Source organism: Ruegeria sp. AL2, from assembly GCF_056540845.1.
The window spans coordinates 508,428-525,036 of the sequence record NZ_JBQFXM010000001.1; the positions used below are offsets into that span (position 1 = coordinate 508,428).

Sequence of the window (16,609 nt, forward strand, 5' to 3'; positions counted from 1 at the left end):
CAATGCTCTCATAGTGACAATGAGAATTTTGGTATGCGTTTTTGCCGCGAGACGGGTTAAAACCCCGCCACGCCACCGTGGGCGAAAACGTCGCTTGAAAAGCGCCGGGTGTCGAAAACCGACCGACCAATCCCCACATTGAAGTTTAGAACCGGCCCATCGGGTTAGGAGGAATCACAGTAATGCCTGACGTCACCATCGTGTACTGGCGCGACATTCCCGCTCAGGTCATCGTCGGCAAAGGCCGTCGCGGCGCGAAGCGGCAACTGGAAGAACGGTTCGAGCAAGCCATCGACCGCGCCGCCATGAAGGTAAACGCAAAGGACAGTGATGCCTATCTGGCTGAATGGCGCAAGGCCGAGCCTTTTGTGGTTGATGGCGACCCGGCAGAAGTAGCCGAGGCCGAGGCCCTGCGTCTGGAAAAGGAATACGATCAGGACCGCATTAAAGCGCTGATCGCAAATGACGGTTGGGCATAAGCCCGGATCTTAATGGGAGGCCTCAATGGCTTTGCTGAACTTCAAGAAACGTGATGTGGTCGAAAACAGCCCTGTGAACCCGACTGTCGAAGCCTTCCTGCAAGGCTATTCGATCGAGGTCATGCCGCGGACCGCCGAAAAGGTCGAGGATTTCCGCGCGCTGCTGCCCGAAGGCACACGCGTCTACATTGCCCATATCGAAGGCACCCCGATTGAAGACATGGTCAAGACAGCCAAGCGGATTGCGGCCGAAGGCTATCCTGTCATGCCCCACTTCCCGGCGCGGATCATCAAAGATGCGGCGACGTTGGAAAACTGGATCTCGATGTACCAGGGCGAGGCGGGCGTCGAGCAGGCGCTGTTGCTGGCCGGTGGTGTGACAAAACCGCATGGCGATTTCGACAGTTCCATGCAGCTGATGGAAACCGGTCTGTTCGACAAGGCAGGGTTCAAGCGTCTTCATGTTGCCGGTCACCCCGAGGGTAACAAGGACATCGATCCCGATGGGTCCACCAAGAACGTCGATGACGCCCTGCGCTGGAAACAGAAATTCAACGAAACCACGGATGCCGAGATGGCCCTGGCAACTCAGTTTGCCTTCGATGCCAAGCCGATCATCGCCTGGGCGGATGGTCTGAAAGAGGCAGGTATCGACCTGCCCATCCACATTGGTATCGCCGGTCCGGCCAAACTGCAGACCCTGATCAAGTTCGCAATTGCTTGCGGCGTCGGCCCGTCGCTGAAAGTTCTGCAAAAGCGTGCCATGGATGTGTCGAAGCTTCTGTTGCCCTATGAACCGAACGATGTTGTGACTGAATTGGCCAACTACAAAGCGGCCAACCCGGATTTCAACATCACCAACGTGCACTTCTTCCCGCTGGGCGGGATCAAAACCAACGCCAACTGGGCGATCAATAATGGCGGTGCCTCGGCGCAGCCTGCAAACTCCTAAGGAACGGACATGACCCGTACAGTCTTAGAATCAAAAACAAAAACTGCCGTTCTGGGCTTTGATGAACCGTTCTGCGTGATCGGAGAGCGGATCAACCCGACCGGTCGGAAAAAGCTGGCGGCCGAACTGGAAGCAGGCGATTTCTCGACCGTCGAGAAGGATGCGCTGGCGCAGGTGATGGCGGGCGCGACCGTTCTGGATATCAACGCGGGCGTCGTCTACAACTCGAACCCCAACCCGAATGAAACCGAACCGCCATTGATGCGCAAGATCGTTGAGCTGGTGCAGGGTCTGGTTGAAGTTCCGTTGTGTATCGACTCGTCGGTTCCCGGTGCTCTGGAAGCGGGTCTTGAGGCGGCGGAAGGTCGCCCTCTGCTGAACTCGGTCACAGGTGAGGAAGAGCGTCTGGAACTGGTTCTGCCGCTGGTCAAAAAATACAATGTTCCTGTTGTGGCAATCTCGAACGACGACACGGGCATCTCGGAAGACCCCGATGTCCGTTTCGAAGTGGCCAAAAAGATCGTTCAGCGTGCTGCCGATTTCGGAATCCCCGCGCATGACATCGTTGTTGACCCGCTGGTCATGCCGATTGGCGCGATGGCAACAGCTGGTCAGCAGGTGTTTGCTCTGGTTCGCCGCCTGCGCGAGGAACTGGGCGTGAACACCACCTGTGGTGCATCCAACATCTCGTTCGGCCTGCCGAACCGCCACGGCATCAACAATGCCTTCCTGCCGATGGCAATGGGTGCCGGCATGACCTCGGCGATTATGAACCCGGTGGCTCTGCCAGTAACGCAGGCAAAAATTGCTGAGAAAAAAGAAGCCCTTGCCGCAGCTGGCATCATTCTGCCAGAAGGTATGGATGACGAGGCGTTTGTTCAGATGTTCGGCCTGGGCTCCACCAAGCCGCGCGCCGGTAAAGAGATGGAGGCCATCCGCGCCGCCAACCTGCTGACAAACAACGACCCGCATGGTGGGGAATGGATCCGGTTCAACAAATCACCTGACGAGGCTGGTGGCGCAGCCAGTGGTCGTCGCGGCGGTGGCCGTCGTCGCCGCGCCTGATTGCATCAACAAAGACAGCTAAGGCCGGGCACTGCGCCCGGCCTTTTCGTTTGACCCTGATCAATGTCGATTTTGCGTAATGGTTCAGGATATCCTGATCCGGGACGCAACGATCAGGTGGCACGATGAGCAAACATCACCCCCCGAAACTCTCAGAAGCGGATCTGACCAAGCGGTTGGGCAAAAAGGAGTATTTCGAGCAACTGATTGATCTTCAGGCCAAACTGGCCAGGATTCAGCAAGCTTATCTGTTTCACGGGCTAAAGGGTGTGCTGGTGTTCGAGGGTTGGGATGCGGCAGGCAAGGGGGGAACCATTCGCAGGATCAGCCAAGCTCTGGACCCGCGCAGCTTTAAGGTCTGGCCAATTGGGGCACCCCGGAACTACTACCTCAACCGGCATTACCTGCTGCGGTTTTGGGAACGTTTGCCACCGTCCGGTGCGATATCAGCATTTGACCGCAGCTGGTACGGGCGCGTGTTGGTTGAGCGGATCGAGAACCTGACCCCGGAAACGCGCTGGCGCGCTGCCTATCAGGAAATCAATGATTTCGAACGCATGCTGGTCGACGATGGTGCCCGGATCGTCAAGCTGTTCTTCCACATCTCTGAAGATGAACAGATGCAGCGGTTTACAGAACGGCTCAGAAACCCGTTGAAGCGCTGGAAGCTGACATACGAGGATTTCCGGAATCGCGAGAAATGGGATGTTACCGAGGTCGCCGTGGATGAAATGCTGGCCCGGACGTCAACCGATCTGGCGCCGTGGCACGTAATACCGGCCAATAACAAAAGATATGCGCGCATCAGCGCCATGAAGGCCATTGTCAAAGCGTTTTCAGCAGGGGTCGATCTGAACCCGCAACATCTGGACAGCCGTACGCTTGAGGCGGCCATCCAGGCTTTGGATGTTGAAGACTCGCTGATCGACAGTCTTCGTGCGCGGACTGAGTGATGTTTTCCGGGCGAGCTGAAACGATCCGGCTTGCGCGTCAGGGAACTCTGGTTATATCTCAGAGGTGCGGCGGGTATGATGTAATGGTAGCCTGTCAGCTTCCCAAGCTGAACGCGCGGGTTCGATTCCCGCTACCCGCTCCAGAACTCTCAGGTCAGACGGCGATTTCCGGTGAAGGCCTGCTCTGGCAGGCATGGGGGTCTTTTCGGGACGTTCCACCAAATTGATTTATGCCTGTAGATAGTCCCGGTTTGGGGCATCCCCCTTGCGATTAGTAGGATTCCGGGCGTCTTATGATAGAGTGACCCCATCACTGTTGAGCAGAGCCCAACTATGCGGGAAATTGATCAGACCGGCACGAGAACACCCCAAGAGCCTTGCGCAGGTGATGTTCATGCCTTTCTGGAGAGCCTGACCGGCCCGTCCCGTGGAACGGTTTCCTGGCTTGTCGACAGCGCATTGACTGTTTCTGTTGGCGAAGGCCGTGCGCTAGGCCTACGCCTGAAAGACAACACACCGCCCCATGACGAAGATATCGCAACGCTTCAGTGGACCGAGGGGGGCTATGTGCTCAACGCGCTGGCAGGGCAAGACATCTGGGTCAATGGCCACAAGATTGTGTCGGCAACGCTGAAACACGGCGACATGATCGAGTTTGGCGAATTGGGCCCGATCTCCCGATACCGCATATGTACTCAGAGGTTTCCCATTCGTCATACGGTCGAGGATATCCTGAGCGACGCCTATGCCTATGCGCGGTCAAGTCGCCGACCCTTTGCCCAAAGAATGTCGGGTGCGCTGCGTGAGAGTGGGCGAAGGCTTGTTTCTCAAACCACTATGTTCTTCAGGATTACGGTAGTAGCCGCGATTGCGCTGATCGCAGGTCTGCTGTTCCTGCTTTATCAAAACGACCGGAGACTGGCCGACAGCCTGCAACAGGAAGCTCGCAAGATTGAAGCTGTGGCGACCATGCTTAGCCAGACGCGGGAAGATGTTCTAACCCCCGAAGACCTTGTGGCGTTGAGGGAAGCCTTTCAGAACCAGCTGATATCAACCGAGCAGCGGTTGGGTACCCTTGAACAACGCGCGGGGGCGTCTACGCGGGTCATCACCGCCTCTACTCAATCCGTGGCTTTCATTCAGGGCGCCTACGGATTGCGTCATATCGAAAGCGGTAAACTGCTGCGCCACGTGTTGGGGCCGAACGGAGAGAAGTTGCAAACACCCTTCGGACAACCCTGGATCGAACCGGACGCAACAGGCGAGCCCGCGGAGTTCCAGTTCACTGGCACCGGATTTCTGCTGGAGGGTACGCCGCTGATGGCCACCAACCGCCACGTTGCCTTGCCCTGGACATCCGGCGACCAAGCTCAGGCACTGAAAAACGCAGGTCTTGAGGCCGAGATGCTTCGGTTGCTGGCCTATCTGCCAGGTCAGACCGATCCGATCGAGGCTACTTTGGACCGGTTCAGTGAAACCGCTGATCTGGCACTTTTGTCGGTTGATCCAAACCGTATCGAGGGGCTGGGATTGCCACTGGCGGAAGATCTTCCACGAAGCGGTGACGAAGTCTTTCTGCTGGGGTATCCTACTGGCCTGAAATCATTAATTGCGCAGGCGGGGCCGGAATTTCTGAATACGCTCGAAAAAGACGGGTCCGTCAATTTCTGGACGATCGCCGCACGGTTATCTGCGCAAAACCAGGTTCAACCTCTCGCCAGCCGAGGAATTGTGGCGCAGACAAGCCCGGGTGCAGTCGTTTATGACGCGGAAACAACGTCAGGAGGAAGCGGAGGGCCGGCCCTGAACCGCAAGGGAGAGGTGGTCGCGATTAACGCCGCGATCCTGCCAGAGTTCGGGGGCTCGAACATCGGGGTTCCGGTTTTGCACCTGAAAACCTTGCTGAGAGAAACTGTCAGCCAGTAATCAGTCGTTGGTCTGGAACGGCGATTTTTGAACAAGGAATACGACCACCAACGGAACGATCACAGAAATCAGGCCCACGGCGATCAACAGGTGCCCAAGTTGGCCGTAATCGGCAATCGATGTGACGACACCGGTTTCCGGGTCGGTTACCGCGCGCGACACCACGAAAATCTGGTTCAGGTATTTCGTTGCCAAACTGCTGGCCGACAATGCCATGTTGGTGAATGATGCCATGACGGCAAAGAAAGTTGCCTTCAGATGCACAGGAGCATTACGTGCGATCCAGGCCAGCATCGGAACCATCGCGATTTGACCCAGCGGAGATTCAACTGCGGTGTCGAGGACTGCGATGAACCTTGCGTCTACGATCCCGCCGGTATGCGCAGATGTCCATTCATGCACGCCGTAATACAGCGCTAGGTTGGGCAGGGCAAGGACCCCCGACGCGATGGTCAAAATGATGACGACCTGCGCAATCGAGCGGTTGGCCATAAACGGTCTCAGGACGATGAGCCCCACCAATGCAAGCAGGGACGTCAGAAGCGCCAGGATTGCCAGGAACTGCTCGTCAAACCCCAACTCGTCGATTTCGAACCAGGTCAACCCCGACCCGGGCAGAGGAACCGCACGAAACACGAAAATGATTATCGCCGTACCAATCAGGGCCTTTGCCTGATTTGGGTTCAGTTCCTTCACCAAGCGTGACATCAGGTACAAGATCACACTCAGAGAGACTGCAAAAATAGTTTCCTGGGCGAGTTGGAAATTCGATGTTCCTAACACGATACTCAATACAACAAAGGCGAGACCGCCCAGCAGGATCGGCCATTTGACCTCGGTGGTTTCGTCATGGGTATGAGGGGGATGACCTTGGCGAAGACGTTGACGCTGTATCAAACCGTGCAAAACCACACCGCTGACGGACAGCAGTGGAATGACAAGCGCGATCAGGTAGACGTTGCCATACAATGCAAGGCGGTCTGATTTCTGCATGCCCTCGGTTCCCGAGAACACCCAGATATTGACCGCGGCAACGGCTGCAAAACCGGAGAAAATGGCGATCCTGCCCAGTGTTTGCATAGTTGTATGCTGTGCACGGGTTTCCTCGGGCGAAAACGGCTGCCCGTCGGGATTGATCTTTGGAACGGCTTCGACTGTCATCGCGTCGGCGACAACATCCTGAATGGCATAGCCGGAAGGCGCCAAGAGCAGGGCAATGATGTACCAATGTTCCAGCGGCATGACATCAGCCATATGTCCGGGAAAGGCTACAAGCCCGTACATGGTGAGCAGGGACAAGGTGATCAGGGTTGCCCCCAATAGGATCAGCAATGACTTCCACCGCCAAAACAGATCAACAATATGACCCAGCGGCATTTTCAGGATCCAGGGAAGCCCGGCCCAAAACGCCAGCCCGGCAACAAAGGATGCGGATAGGTTAAGGTAGTCCTTAAGAAAGAAGGCACCGACGACCGATGTCAGACCAGAAACACCGGCGGCAAAATAGACCATGAGCGGTGGCAGGTAGGACCATTGCATCTGTCGGGCCAGATCAACAAAGGTTCTATGCCACCATGCAGAAAGCCGCACTCTTGTAGAAGGCTGGTCAGTGGTCATGTTCACGTAAATCGCATCGCAGGATTTCCTTGACCTAATGACACAGGGTTACAGAAATGCGGACGCAAAAAGCAACAAACTGGTCACCACCCCAAAGAGGGGAACAACAAGCGGCACGCGGAACTGCGGTTCATCGGTTTCAGCCCGGGTCTTCAAAAGGATCAGTGACAGATTGACCAGCACAAAGACTCCCAGAACAATTTGCGACGTCCGCTCGGCCAGAATGGCGATTGGAAGCGTTTGGGTCAGCAACAGGATTATCGCCGTGACCATGATTGTCGCTACCGTTGGCGTCTGAGTGACCTGAGATACCTTAGCCAGAAACTTTGGCAAATGATCCCGATCCGCGAGCCCGTAAATCACGCGGGATGCCATGATCATCTGGATCAGAACACCATTGATCGTCGCAACGATGGCAATGGCTGAAAACCCCTGCTGGATAACATCGGGCGCGTCCGTAAAAATCAGGGCCAGCGGCGCGGCGGACGTCGAAAGGACATCGATCGGCACCACATACAGAACAGTCATGGACGTACCAAGATACAAGACCGTAGCCAGAATAAGCGTCAACAGGATCGCTTTCGGGATTGTTCCGGCGGGGTCTTTAACTTCTTCAGCGACATTCGCCATGTCCTCGAAACCCACAAAGGCGAAAAACGCCAGAAGCGAAGCGGCCAATATCCCTCTCCAGGCGTTTGGGTCCAGCCCGGGAACCATCTGGGTGAGCGCATAGCCCTGAGGCTCAGGAAGGGACAGGCCCCAACCAATAACGACGAGTAGCCCGCTGATTTCTATGATGGTAATGACTGCCGCCACCATTACCGACTGCGTGATCCCCCATAGGGCGATCAGCCCCATGACCAGAACTACACCGATTGTCAGACTTGAAATGCCTAAACCTGTAAGCGTTTGAAGGTACGACGCGGCCCCGATAGCCACGGCCGAGGCCGAGATGATGCCCGAGGCGGCCACGGCGAGACCGACCAGCACGGCCATCCAGCTTTTCTGAAACCCTGCTTCGACATAAGCGGCTTCACCCGCACTCACAGGATATCGGGTTGCCAGTTCTGCGTAGGACAGGGCAGTCAGCGCAACAACAAGCGCGGCAATCAGGAACGAAACAGCGGCAAATGGGCCCGCAATCCCGGCCGTCGCACCAACAAGCACGTATATTCCAGCGCCGACGGTTACCCCAAGCCCATAGAGCGTGAGCAGCGGGGTAGTCAGCGCCCGTCGCAGCTTTGGTGTATTTTGTTCAACGATGGACATCATCTATCCGCCAATTGGAATGCGTTGCGTGTCTTGGGTTGGCATTAAAGTTTCTCTGCTTGGTCCCGTTGCCTCGATCATATGAGTGACTGACGTGCGTTTGGTCCCGAGAAGCCAGAGCGTAGTCGGCAGAAGAGTGCACCTCGCATTTGCCGCGCCCGTGGAGTGAAACCTTCGCACCGTTGAAATACTGATCACCGGTAAATTTGCTTGGGGTCAGGCAGGTGAGCGTCGGGCCCGTTGATATATTCGTACTTCACTATGTGGTCGTATTGCGTGCCTTGATTCAGGTCAATGAAAGCGGATCGTCATACTGAATCGTAGAACGGTGCACCTTTCACACGCAATGAACTCGGGGATAAATCGCCGACCTTTCTGAGCGTTAGGGTATGCGGCCAAGCAAGGAGTCTCGGGTGACCAAATAGGTCGAAAGTTCCAAAGACTGGCCTGCAGAGTTCGTTTCGATCATCCGTATCAACTCCTGCGCAGCTTTTTGACCCATTTCACGGTGGGGCACGTGAACCGTTGTCAGGGCAGGGCTGACAATGCGCGCGATTTCGATGTCGTCAAAGCCGGTAATCGACACGTCTTCGGGTACTCGGAGCCCCATTTTTTGCGCCTGTCTCAATGCGCCGACAGCCAGAACATCGTTTCCGCACAAAACTGCGGTCGGCGGTGTGTCTCTCGCCATGAGATCCCTGAACGCCGTCGCGCCATTCTCGAACTCATAGGTGGTTTCGATCACCATTAGGTCATCCGGCTGCAAGCCGTGGTCAGCCATGGCGCTTTTTATCCCTGCGATCCTAAGCCGCGCCCGGTCATTGCCTGAACTGATACCCGATATCGTCGCAAGACGCGTATGCCCCTGTCTGATGATCTGGTCTGCCAGCGCTTTCATGGCTTTGCGGTTGTCAAACCCAACGGACGGCACAGGTTTGTCCGGCAGAAAGGACCAGGCTACCAGCGCGGGTACTTTCCGTCTGTCCAGGTAATCATAGATATCTGCGTCCCTGTCATGACCGATCAGCAACAGCCCGTCTGCACCCCGTGCAACCAATGTTCGGATCTGATCCTTTTCCGCTTCGGGCTCATAGGCTGAACTGGAGACCAGCAATGTGTAGCCACGCTGATGTATCGCTTCCTGAAACGCTTGCAACCCCCTTGCGAATATAGCGTTTTCCATGGTTGGGATGATGGCGCCAATGGTAAATGACCGCTTGGCCGCCATCACGCGGGCCGCGAAATTTGGCGTGTACCCCAATTCTTCGACCGTCGACAGGACACGCTTGCGCGTTGCTTCAACAACTTGCTGCGGGTTGTTCAGACACCGGGACACTGTCGCGGTCGAAACTCCCGCGGCCTTGGCAACGTCATCCAGTGTCGGAGCAGACCGATGTTTTGACATTCTCGAACTCTCAATTCTGGTTGGCTTAAGTTAATCGCATTTTTCAGATGATGAAAGGGTCAATGTAAGCGCTTGCAATATTGATGTAAGCGCTTACAAAGGTGTTGAGCCGATTCTGAAAAGGGAGTCCCGGAAATGGTCCTTGCTGCATCTATCGTCGTTTTCGCGATCTATTTCGCCAACGTTGCTTTGGGTGCTTTCTCAGGCCGCGCGTTTCTTGGCGACGTAGGAGAGATGTTGGTTCTGTTCGCGGCGTCGATTTTGTTCGTTGTCGCAATTCTGAAAAAGGAAGCTGACCGAAACGCAACGAACGGCAGCTGAACTTTAGCTTGGGAGGGCAATTCATGAACAACGACAAGATTGAACTGGCGTCAGCAGAGCGCCGCAACTTTCTGAAGCTGAGCGCAAGTGGCGCGTTCACAGCCGCATTGGTTGCCGGGGTTGGGGGTGTTTTGTGGTCTTCAGAGGCCGCCGCGCAAACCGCAAAAGAAGAGAGTGAGCGTGAGAAGGCCGCTGACCATGTTATGACGGTGGCGACAGCCTATGTGCTGGGCGCGTCGCGCAGCTATCCCATCATGCAGTTGGACCTGAAGGAAAACATCCAGAATGCCACCAACGGCAAGGTCTATGTCAAATTGGCCCCCGGTGGCCAGCTAGGCGCGGGCGGCGCGCTGGTGCAGAAAGTACAGGGTGGAACGATTCAGGCCGCGCAGCATTCTCTGTCGAATTTTGCACCTTTTGCGTCCACGGTCGACCTGATCAACATGCCGTATCTGTGCGGGTCGAACCAGCGCTTCACCAACCTTGTCCATTCAGACACGTGGAAAAGCGAAGTCCATCCCAAGGTCGAGGCGGCAGGCTTCAAAGCCTTGTTCTACGTGAATATCGATCCGCGTGTTGTCGCAGTCCGGCAGGGCGGCAATGCGGTCATAACCCCGGGAGATATGGGCGGGATCAAGTTCCGCGTTCCCGGATCGAAGATGCTGCAACAATACTATCGCATGGTCGGTGCCAACCCGACGCCTGTCGCATGGGGTGAAACGCCTTCGGCGATCAAGCAGGGTGTTGCCGACGCGCTCGACCCGTCGGTAGGGGCGCTGTATGTTTTCGGTTTCAAGGACATCCTCAGCCATGTGACCTTCACGCAGGCCGTTCCGGACAGTCAGGTTTATTCCTGTAATCTGGAGTGGTTCAACTCGATGCCTGCTGACGTGCAGGAAGGCATCATGTGGGGTGCCGAGATGACTGGTCATCAGAACCTGTCCAAGGTTCCGTCGGCCCGCGCCTATGCCATGGCCGAGTTGAACAAGGCTGGTGTTGAATTCCATTCGCTCAGCGATGATCAGCTGGCGGAATGGCAGGATGCCGGTGGGTATCAGCGTTCGGAATGGGATCCGTTCAAGACGGAACTGGCTGGTTCGATGGACAACTTTGAGAAGCTGGTCGAAGCGGCTGGTACGCAGGGTAAATATTACGTCCACGACGCCTAAGGTGAAACCCGTGGGCGCCTGCTGGCGTCCACGATTCTTGTACCGCGCGGCCAACAGCGGCCCGACAAGGCAGGTGCGGACCTGGCTGTTCCATCGCCGGAGGATCAGATGACCGTTCTTCAGAAAATTGACCGAAACGCCGAACGCTGGTTGCTGCTGGTGTTCTACGTGATGCTGGTGATCACTATGGCCATCGAGGTGCTGCGGCGCGAGATATTCGCCTATTCCTCGATCTGGGGCGAGGAAATCGTACGGTATTCCTTTATCTACCTGGCTTGGATAGGTGCGGCTGCCGCGGTGAAAGAGCGGGCCCATATCCGGATCGATGTGATCATGCACTATGTCGGGCCGCGCCCCAAAGCGCTGCTTTATATCTTCGGCGATCTGGTGATGTTCATGGTGGCGATCATCGCACTCTACTGGTCGTATGAAGCGGTTCACGTTTCGGCCAAGTTTGGTTCCGTTACGGACGGTTTGCGGATTTCCAAGGTTTGGTTCCTGATGGCTGTGCCGACCGGGTTTGCCCTGATGATCTGGCGACTGATCCAATCCCTGTTGCGCGATCTGAAATGCCTTCGCGACGGCACGCCCGTCTTCGAAGGCGACAAACTGTTTGACTGAGGAGAAACCGGATGCTTTGGAACTCCCTCAATCAAACCGTTGAACTGGGCTGGGATTTTTATCTGCCGGTGATCCTGTTTGTTGCCCTGATCGCCTTGGCCGTACCGGTTTGGGCGGCCATTGGAACGGCTGCGATCGTAATGCTGATCATGTCCGGTGACCTTCCTCTCAGCCTTGTCGGAGAGAGCCTGTTTACCGGCATCGACGCTTTTGCCCTGACTGCCGTGCCCTTGTTTATCCTGACCGGGGATGTTCTGGTACGGACGGGGTTGTCACGCAAGTTTCTGGATGTTGCCGAGGCTTTGACATGCTTCGCCAAGGGTGGTTTCGGATCGGCCACGGTGCTGGTCTGCGGAATGTTTGCGGCGATTTCGGGGTCGGATGCCGCCGGGGCTGCTGCGGTCGGCCGGATGACAATCAACCGGTTGGTGGAAAGCGGGTATCCGCGCCCCTACGCCTGTGCTCTGGTCGCCGCCGGTGCCTGCACCGGTATCCTGATACCGCCCTCAATCGCCTATATCATCATTGGCCTTGTGCTGGGTATCTCTGCATCGACGCTTTTTCTGGCCGCTCTGATCCCGGGTCTGGCTATCCTCGTGTCGATCCTGATCACCAACATCATCATGAACCGCCTTTATGCTTACGAAGGCGGCGGCATGATGACCATGGGGGAGTGGTTCGCCAATCTGGGCAAGGCGCTCAGGTCCGGCTGGTATGCCTTTATCGTACCGGGGATTATCTTTTATGGCATCTTCTCGGGGCGCCTGACACCGACTGAGGCTGGTGCCACGGCTGTTGTCGTCACCATCATCATGGGCTTCATCCTGCGTACGCTGACATTGGCAGATTTTCCGTCGATGCTGGTCAGCTCTGCAAAGGTGAACGGGGTGATCCTGCCGATCATCGCCTTTTCGGCACCGCTGGCCGAGGCGCTGGCGATCATGGGCGTTCCGCAAGGGTTTGTCACTTCGGTGACCTCGCTGACAGACGATCCGTATCTGCTGATCCTGCTGATGATCGGCATCCTGATCGCAGCGGGCTGCGTCATGGAGACGACACCGAATATCGTGATCCTGGCACCGATCCTGAAACCATTGGCTGACAATATCGGCATGAACGAGATCCAGTTCTGCATCATGATGATCACCGCACTGGGAGTGGGCTTTATCACCCCGCCGCTTGGGCTGAACCTGTTCGTCGTGTCTGGCATTACCGGTGAATCCATTCTGAAGATTGCCGCCCGAGCCGTGCCTTTCGTATTGACCATGCTGATCGTGGTGATCCTGATCGCCTACGTGCCAGCCGTGTCGACAACATTGTTACCTGAAATCTACCAATAGGACCTGCTGAACATGCCTCGCGAATATCTGAAAAAGGCAACTTTAACGGCTCAATCACACGCCTCAGAGGTGCATGATACGGTGAAGACCATTCTGACCGATATCGAGGCGGGCGGTGATGCAAAGGCAAGAGAATATGCCGCCAAGTTCGACAAGTACGAAGGGAATGTCTTGCTGACCCCAGCTGAGATTGAGGCCGCCTGTGCAAAAGTTTCCGAAAAGCTGAAGGCCGACATCCGTTTCGCACACGACAACGTTCGGCGCTTTGCCGAGACGCAAAAAGCCACCGTTTCTGACGTCCAGACTGAGATCGTGCCGGGCTTCGTTGCTGGGCAGAAGGCAATTCCAGTGGATGCTGCGGGGTGTTACGTGCCGGGTGGGCGATACAGCCACATCGCCAGCGCAATTATGACAGTGACCACCGCCAAGGTTGCGGGATGTCGCCACATCACGGCCTGCTCGCCTCCGCGCCCTGGCGAAGGGGTTGCGCCTGCCATCGTTTATGCGGCCCATATCAGTGGGGCCGACAGCATTCTGGCTATGGGGGGCGTGCAGGGCGTTGCCGCCATGACCTACGGTCTGTTTGGTTTGCCACGCGCCAACATCCTTGTAGGCCCCGGCAATCAATTCGTGGCCGAAGCCAAGCGCATCCTATACGGCAAGGTTGGTATCGACATGATCGCAGGTCCGACCGACAGTTTGATCCTTGCCGATCAGTCTGCCGATGCGCATGTCGTCGCCACCGATTTGGTCAGTCAGGCGGAGCACGGATACAACTCACCGGTCTGGCTGGTCACTGATGATCGTGGCCTTGCGCAAAAAGTGATGGAACTGGTGCCTGCGCTAATCGCCGATCTGCCAGAATTGAACCGCGAAAACGCCTCGGCCGCATGGCGCGACTATGCCGAGGTTATCGTCTGTTCCAACCGCGAAGAGATGGCCGCCTGTTCCGACGAATATGCACCTGAGCATCTGACGGTTCAGGCTGAGGATCTGGACTGGTGGCTGGAACGGCTGACCTGTTATGGATCGCTGTTTCTGGGCGAGGAAACCACCGTGTCATACGGTGATAAGGCGACCGGTACGAACCATGTTCTGCCAACATCGGGCGCGGCCAGCTATACTGGCGGGTTGAGTGTCCATAAGTACATGAAGATCGTTACTTGGCAGCGGGCCACGCGCGAAGGGTCGAAGCCCATTGCCGAAGCGACCGCGCGGATATCGCGGTTGGAAGGAATGGAAGGTCACGCCCGCGCCGCAGATGTGCGTCTTGCGAAGTATTTCCCGGACGAGCAGTTCGACTTGACCGCCGATGGATGACCCGCGCACTTTATTCGACCTGACAGGCCGGGTGGCGTGTATCACCGGTGCCAGCTCGGGGCTTGGGCGGCAAGTGGCTCGGACTCTTGCCGCTGCCGGTGCGCGTGTTGTCGGCGTAGCCCGGCGCAGCGAGGCATTGGCACAGATGCAGGCCGAGATTGGCACGCGCGCTGCAGCGGTTGTTGCAGACGTTGCAGATCGCGATGGGGTGAATGCGCTGACGCAGGCCGTCGCTTCCAAGTTTGACCCCCCCGATATTCTAGTCCATGCGGCTGGGGTGAACACGCGTGAGGCTGCGGATGATGTTACTCCTGAGGGGTGGGATGCCACGCTTGCCCTAAACCTCAGCGCACCGTTCTTCCTCAGCCAGGCGATGGTTCCGGCAATGAAGGAAAAGGGGTGGGGGCGTATTGTCAACTTCGCCTCGCTGCAAACAACGCGCGCTTTTCCTGGTGGTATCGCCTATGGCGCATCCAAGGCGGGGATCGGGCAGTTGACACGCGCCATGGCCGAGGCCTGGTCGCCCTTTGGCATAACCGCCAACGCCATCGGGCCGGGGTTCTTCCCCACCGAACTGACGCAGGCCGTGTTCGACGACTCCAAGCGCGCAGAACGGAACGCCGAGCAAACCTGTATCGGACGCAATGGGCGGATGCAGGATATTGACGGGCCGATCTTGTTCTTATGCTCTCGGGCGTCTGACTATGTCACGGGGCAGGTTTTGATGGTTGACGGAGGGTTTACAGCCAAATGAAGGCTCTGGTTTACAAAGGTGTTGAACAAATGGTGTTCGACGATGTGCCGAATGCCGAACCGGGCGCATCGGAACACCTGATCCGGGTCGAGGCGGTTGGCATCTGCGGATCGGACATGCACGCTTATCTGGGCCATGATACACGTCGCCCAGCGCCTCTGATCCTCGGGCACGAGGCAGCCGGTGTCATCGCTGATGGTATCCGCGCTGGTGATCGGGTGACGATCAACCCGCTGGTAAGCTGTGGTCAATGCGATGCATGTCGGACGGGTCGCGAGAATCTGTGCCCGAACCGACAGATCATCTCGATGCCGCCGCGCGAAGGGGCGTTCGCGCAATATGTCTCGATGCCCGGCAGAAATCTTGTCGACGTGCCCGAGGATGTCTCTTTCGCCAAAGCTGCGCTGGCCGAACCTCTGGCGGTAAGCTGGCACGCAGTCAGATTGGGGATCGAGGCTCTGCATTCTGCGATGGACCGCCGCGCCTTGGTGATTGGCGGTGGGGCCATTGGCCTTGCGGCGGCCTTGGCCCTGCGGGCACAGGGCATTGAGGACGTTACAATCGCGGAACCAAACGCGTTGCGCCGGGCTTTTCTGGCGGAAATCGAAAGTTTTGCACTCGTGGATGCGCCCAATGGGTCTTTCCCGTTGGTCATTGATGCTGTCGGATATGCCGCGACACGGTCGGTCGCTTCGGCCATGGCCGCGCCGGGCGGCGTGATCGTGCATGTCGGATTGGGTGAAGATGCCGGAGGTCTGGACGTGCGTCGCATGACCTTGCAGGAAATTACCTTTATCGGATCCTACACCTACTCCGCGCAGGATTTCCGCGACACCGCTCAAGCGATCTTTGACGCCCGTCTTGGCGCCCTGAATTGGGTTGAAGAGCGTGCATTGGCCGATGGCGCCCAGGCGTTTCGCGATATCCGCTCTGGCTCCGTAGCCGCACCGAAGATTATCCTGAGACCCTGGGGATAAACCCGACAGAACTGGAGGCCACCATGTACAAGAAAATTCTGGTCCCGATGGCTTTGGATCACGGCATTTCACAACATACGCTGGAAGTCGCGCGTGCCTTATCGGAAAACGGGGCCGAGATCATAGGCTTACATGTCTACGAAATGCCACAGGGATCGGTCAGCGCCTATCTGGACAAGTCCGCAGTGGCCGAAGGGTTCGAACGTGCGAGGCGGGCATTGTTGCAAAAGGTTGACGGGCTGGATGGTGTGAAAGCCGAAATCATCAAAGGGCACACCGCCCGCACCATTATTGACTACGCGACCAGCAACAATGTGGACTGCATTGTTATAGGTTCCCACAAACCGGACCTGAGCGACTATTTTTTGGGATCGACAGCGTCACGCGTCGTTCGTCATGCCCCCTGCGCTGTACATGTACACCGCAGAACCTGATTTCCTT

At 56.8% G+C, this 16,609-nt stretch carries 16 protein-coding genes and 1 tRNA gene; 14 read left to right on the forward strand and 3 right to left on the reverse strand.

The window, feature by feature from the left end; all coding sequences use genetic code 11:
- The first annotated feature begins 182 nt into the window (after positions 1-182).
- From ACR0ID_RS02520 to ACR0ID_RS02545, 6 genes are all read left to right on the forward strand, one after another.
- Positions 183-479 (forward strand): virulence factor, encoded by a 297-nt coding sequence (locus ACR0ID_RS02520; protein ID WP_480493114.1) that lies wholly within the window; start codon positions 183-185, stop codon positions 477-479.
- 25 nt (positions 480-504) lie between these two features.
- Positions 505-1,431: a methylenetetrahydrofolate reductase gene (locus ACR0ID_RS02525; protein ID WP_480493115.1), complete on the forward strand. Its 927-nt coding sequence runs from the start codon at positions 505-507 to the stop codon at positions 1,429-1,431.
- A gap of 9 nt (positions 1,432-1,440) precedes the next feature.
- Entirely contained in the window at positions 1,441-2,496 is a 1,056-nt protein-coding gene (locus ACR0ID_RS02530; protein ID WP_480472881.1) for a methyltetrahydrofolate cobalamin methyltransferase, read from the forward strand.
- A gap of 125 nt (positions 2,497-2,621) precedes the next feature.
- The gene (locus ACR0ID_RS02535) at positions 2,622-3,449 is read left to right on the forward strand and encodes a polyphosphate kinase 2 family protein (RefSeq protein ID WP_480472879.1); all 828 of its coding nucleotides are present in this window, start codon (positions 2,622-2,624) and stop codon (positions 3,447-3,449) included.
- A gap of 69 nt (positions 3,450-3,518) precedes the next feature.
- Positions 3,519-3,592: transfer RNA gene (locus tag ACR0ID_RS02540), tRNA-Gly, on the forward strand.
- Between the two features lie 190 nt (positions 3,593-3,782).
- Positions 3,783-5,375 (forward strand): trypsin-like peptidase domain-containing protein, encoded by a 1,593-nt coding sequence (locus tag ACR0ID_RS02545; protein WP_480493117.1) that lies wholly within the window; start codon positions 3,783-3,785, stop codon positions 5,373-5,375.
- Here ACR0ID_RS02545 and ACR0ID_RS02550 read toward each other — a convergent pair whose 3' ends face one another.
- The 3 genes from ACR0ID_RS02550 to ACR0ID_RS02560 form a co-directional block, all read right to left on the reverse strand.
- On the reverse strand, positions 5,376-6,914 hold the full coding sequence (locus ACR0ID_RS02550) for an MFS transporter (RefSeq protein ID WP_480603567.1): 1,539 nt from the start codon (positions 6,912-6,914) through the stop codon (positions 5,376-5,378).
- Between the two features lie 126 nt (positions 6,915-7,040).
- Complete coding sequence (locus tag ACR0ID_RS02555) at positions 7,041-8,261, reverse strand: APC family permease (RefSeq protein WP_480603569.1); 1,221 nt, start codon at positions 8,259-8,261, stop codon at positions 7,041-7,043.
- Between the two features lie 382 nt (positions 8,262-8,643).
- Positions 8,644-9,666: a LacI family DNA-binding transcriptional regulator gene (locus ACR0ID_RS02560; protein ID WP_480603571.1), complete on the reverse strand. Its 1,023-nt coding sequence runs from the start codon at positions 9,664-9,666 to the stop codon at positions 8,644-8,646.
- Between the two features lie 135 nt (positions 9,667-9,801).
- On the opposite strand from ACR0ID_RS02560, the gene ACR0ID_RS02565 reads away from it, so the two are divergent.
- The 8 genes from ACR0ID_RS02565 to ACR0ID_RS02600 all read left to right on the forward strand — a co-directional run bounded on the left by ACR0ID_RS02565 (position 9,802) and on the right by ACR0ID_RS02600 (position 16,602).
- A complete protein-coding gene (locus ACR0ID_RS02565) occupies positions 9,802-9,987 on the forward strand; it encodes a hypothetical protein (protein ID WP_480557875.1) in 186 nt (61 codons plus the stop codon).
- Between the two features lie 23 nt (positions 9,988-10,010).
- Positions 10,011-11,156 carry a TRAP transporter substrate-binding protein gene (locus ACR0ID_RS02570; RefSeq protein ID WP_480557873.1) on the forward strand — a complete coding sequence of 382 codons (1,146 nt, stop codon included), beginning with the start codon at positions 10,011-10,013 and terminating at the stop codon, positions 11,154-11,156.
- A 108-nt stretch (positions 11,157-11,264) separates the two neighbouring features.
- The gene (locus ACR0ID_RS02575; protein ID WP_480517100.1) at positions 11,265-11,777 is read left to right on the forward strand and encodes a TRAP transporter small permease; all 513 of its coding nucleotides are present in this window, start codon (positions 11,265-11,267) and stop codon (positions 11,775-11,777) included.
- A gap of 11 nt (positions 11,778-11,788) precedes the next feature.
- Entirely contained in the window at positions 11,789-13,117 is a 1,329-nt protein-coding gene (locus ACR0ID_RS02580) for a TRAP transporter large permease (RefSeq protein ID WP_480517098.1), read from the forward strand.
- Positions 13,118-13,129: 12 nt separating this feature from the next.
- Positions 13,130-14,437 (forward strand): histidinol dehydrogenase, encoded by a 1,308-nt coding sequence (gene hisD, locus ACR0ID_RS02585; RefSeq protein WP_480517096.1) that lies wholly within the window; start codon positions 13,130-13,132, stop codon positions 14,435-14,437.
- Positions 14,430-15,191, forward strand: coding sequence for an SDR family NAD(P)-dependent oxidoreductase (locus ACR0ID_RS02590; protein ID WP_480517094.1), 762 nt, complete (start codon positions 14,430-14,432; stop codon positions 15,189-15,191). The genes hisD and ACR0ID_RS02590 overlap by 8 nt, the downstream gene beginning before the upstream one ends.
- Complete coding sequence (locus ACR0ID_RS02595) at positions 15,188-16,168, forward strand: alcohol dehydrogenase catalytic domain-containing protein (protein ID WP_480603575.1); 981 nt, start codon at positions 15,188-15,190, stop codon at positions 16,166-16,168. Before ACR0ID_RS02590 ends, ACR0ID_RS02595 begins: the two co-directional genes overlap by 4 nt.
- A 23-nt stretch (positions 16,169-16,191) precedes the next feature.
- Positions 16,192-16,602 carry a universal stress protein gene (locus ACR0ID_RS02600; RefSeq protein WP_480505127.1) on the forward strand — a complete coding sequence of 137 codons (411 nt, stop codon included), beginning with the start codon at positions 16,192-16,194 and terminating at the stop codon, positions 16,600-16,602.
- Positions 16,603-16,609: the final 7 nt, after the last annotated feature.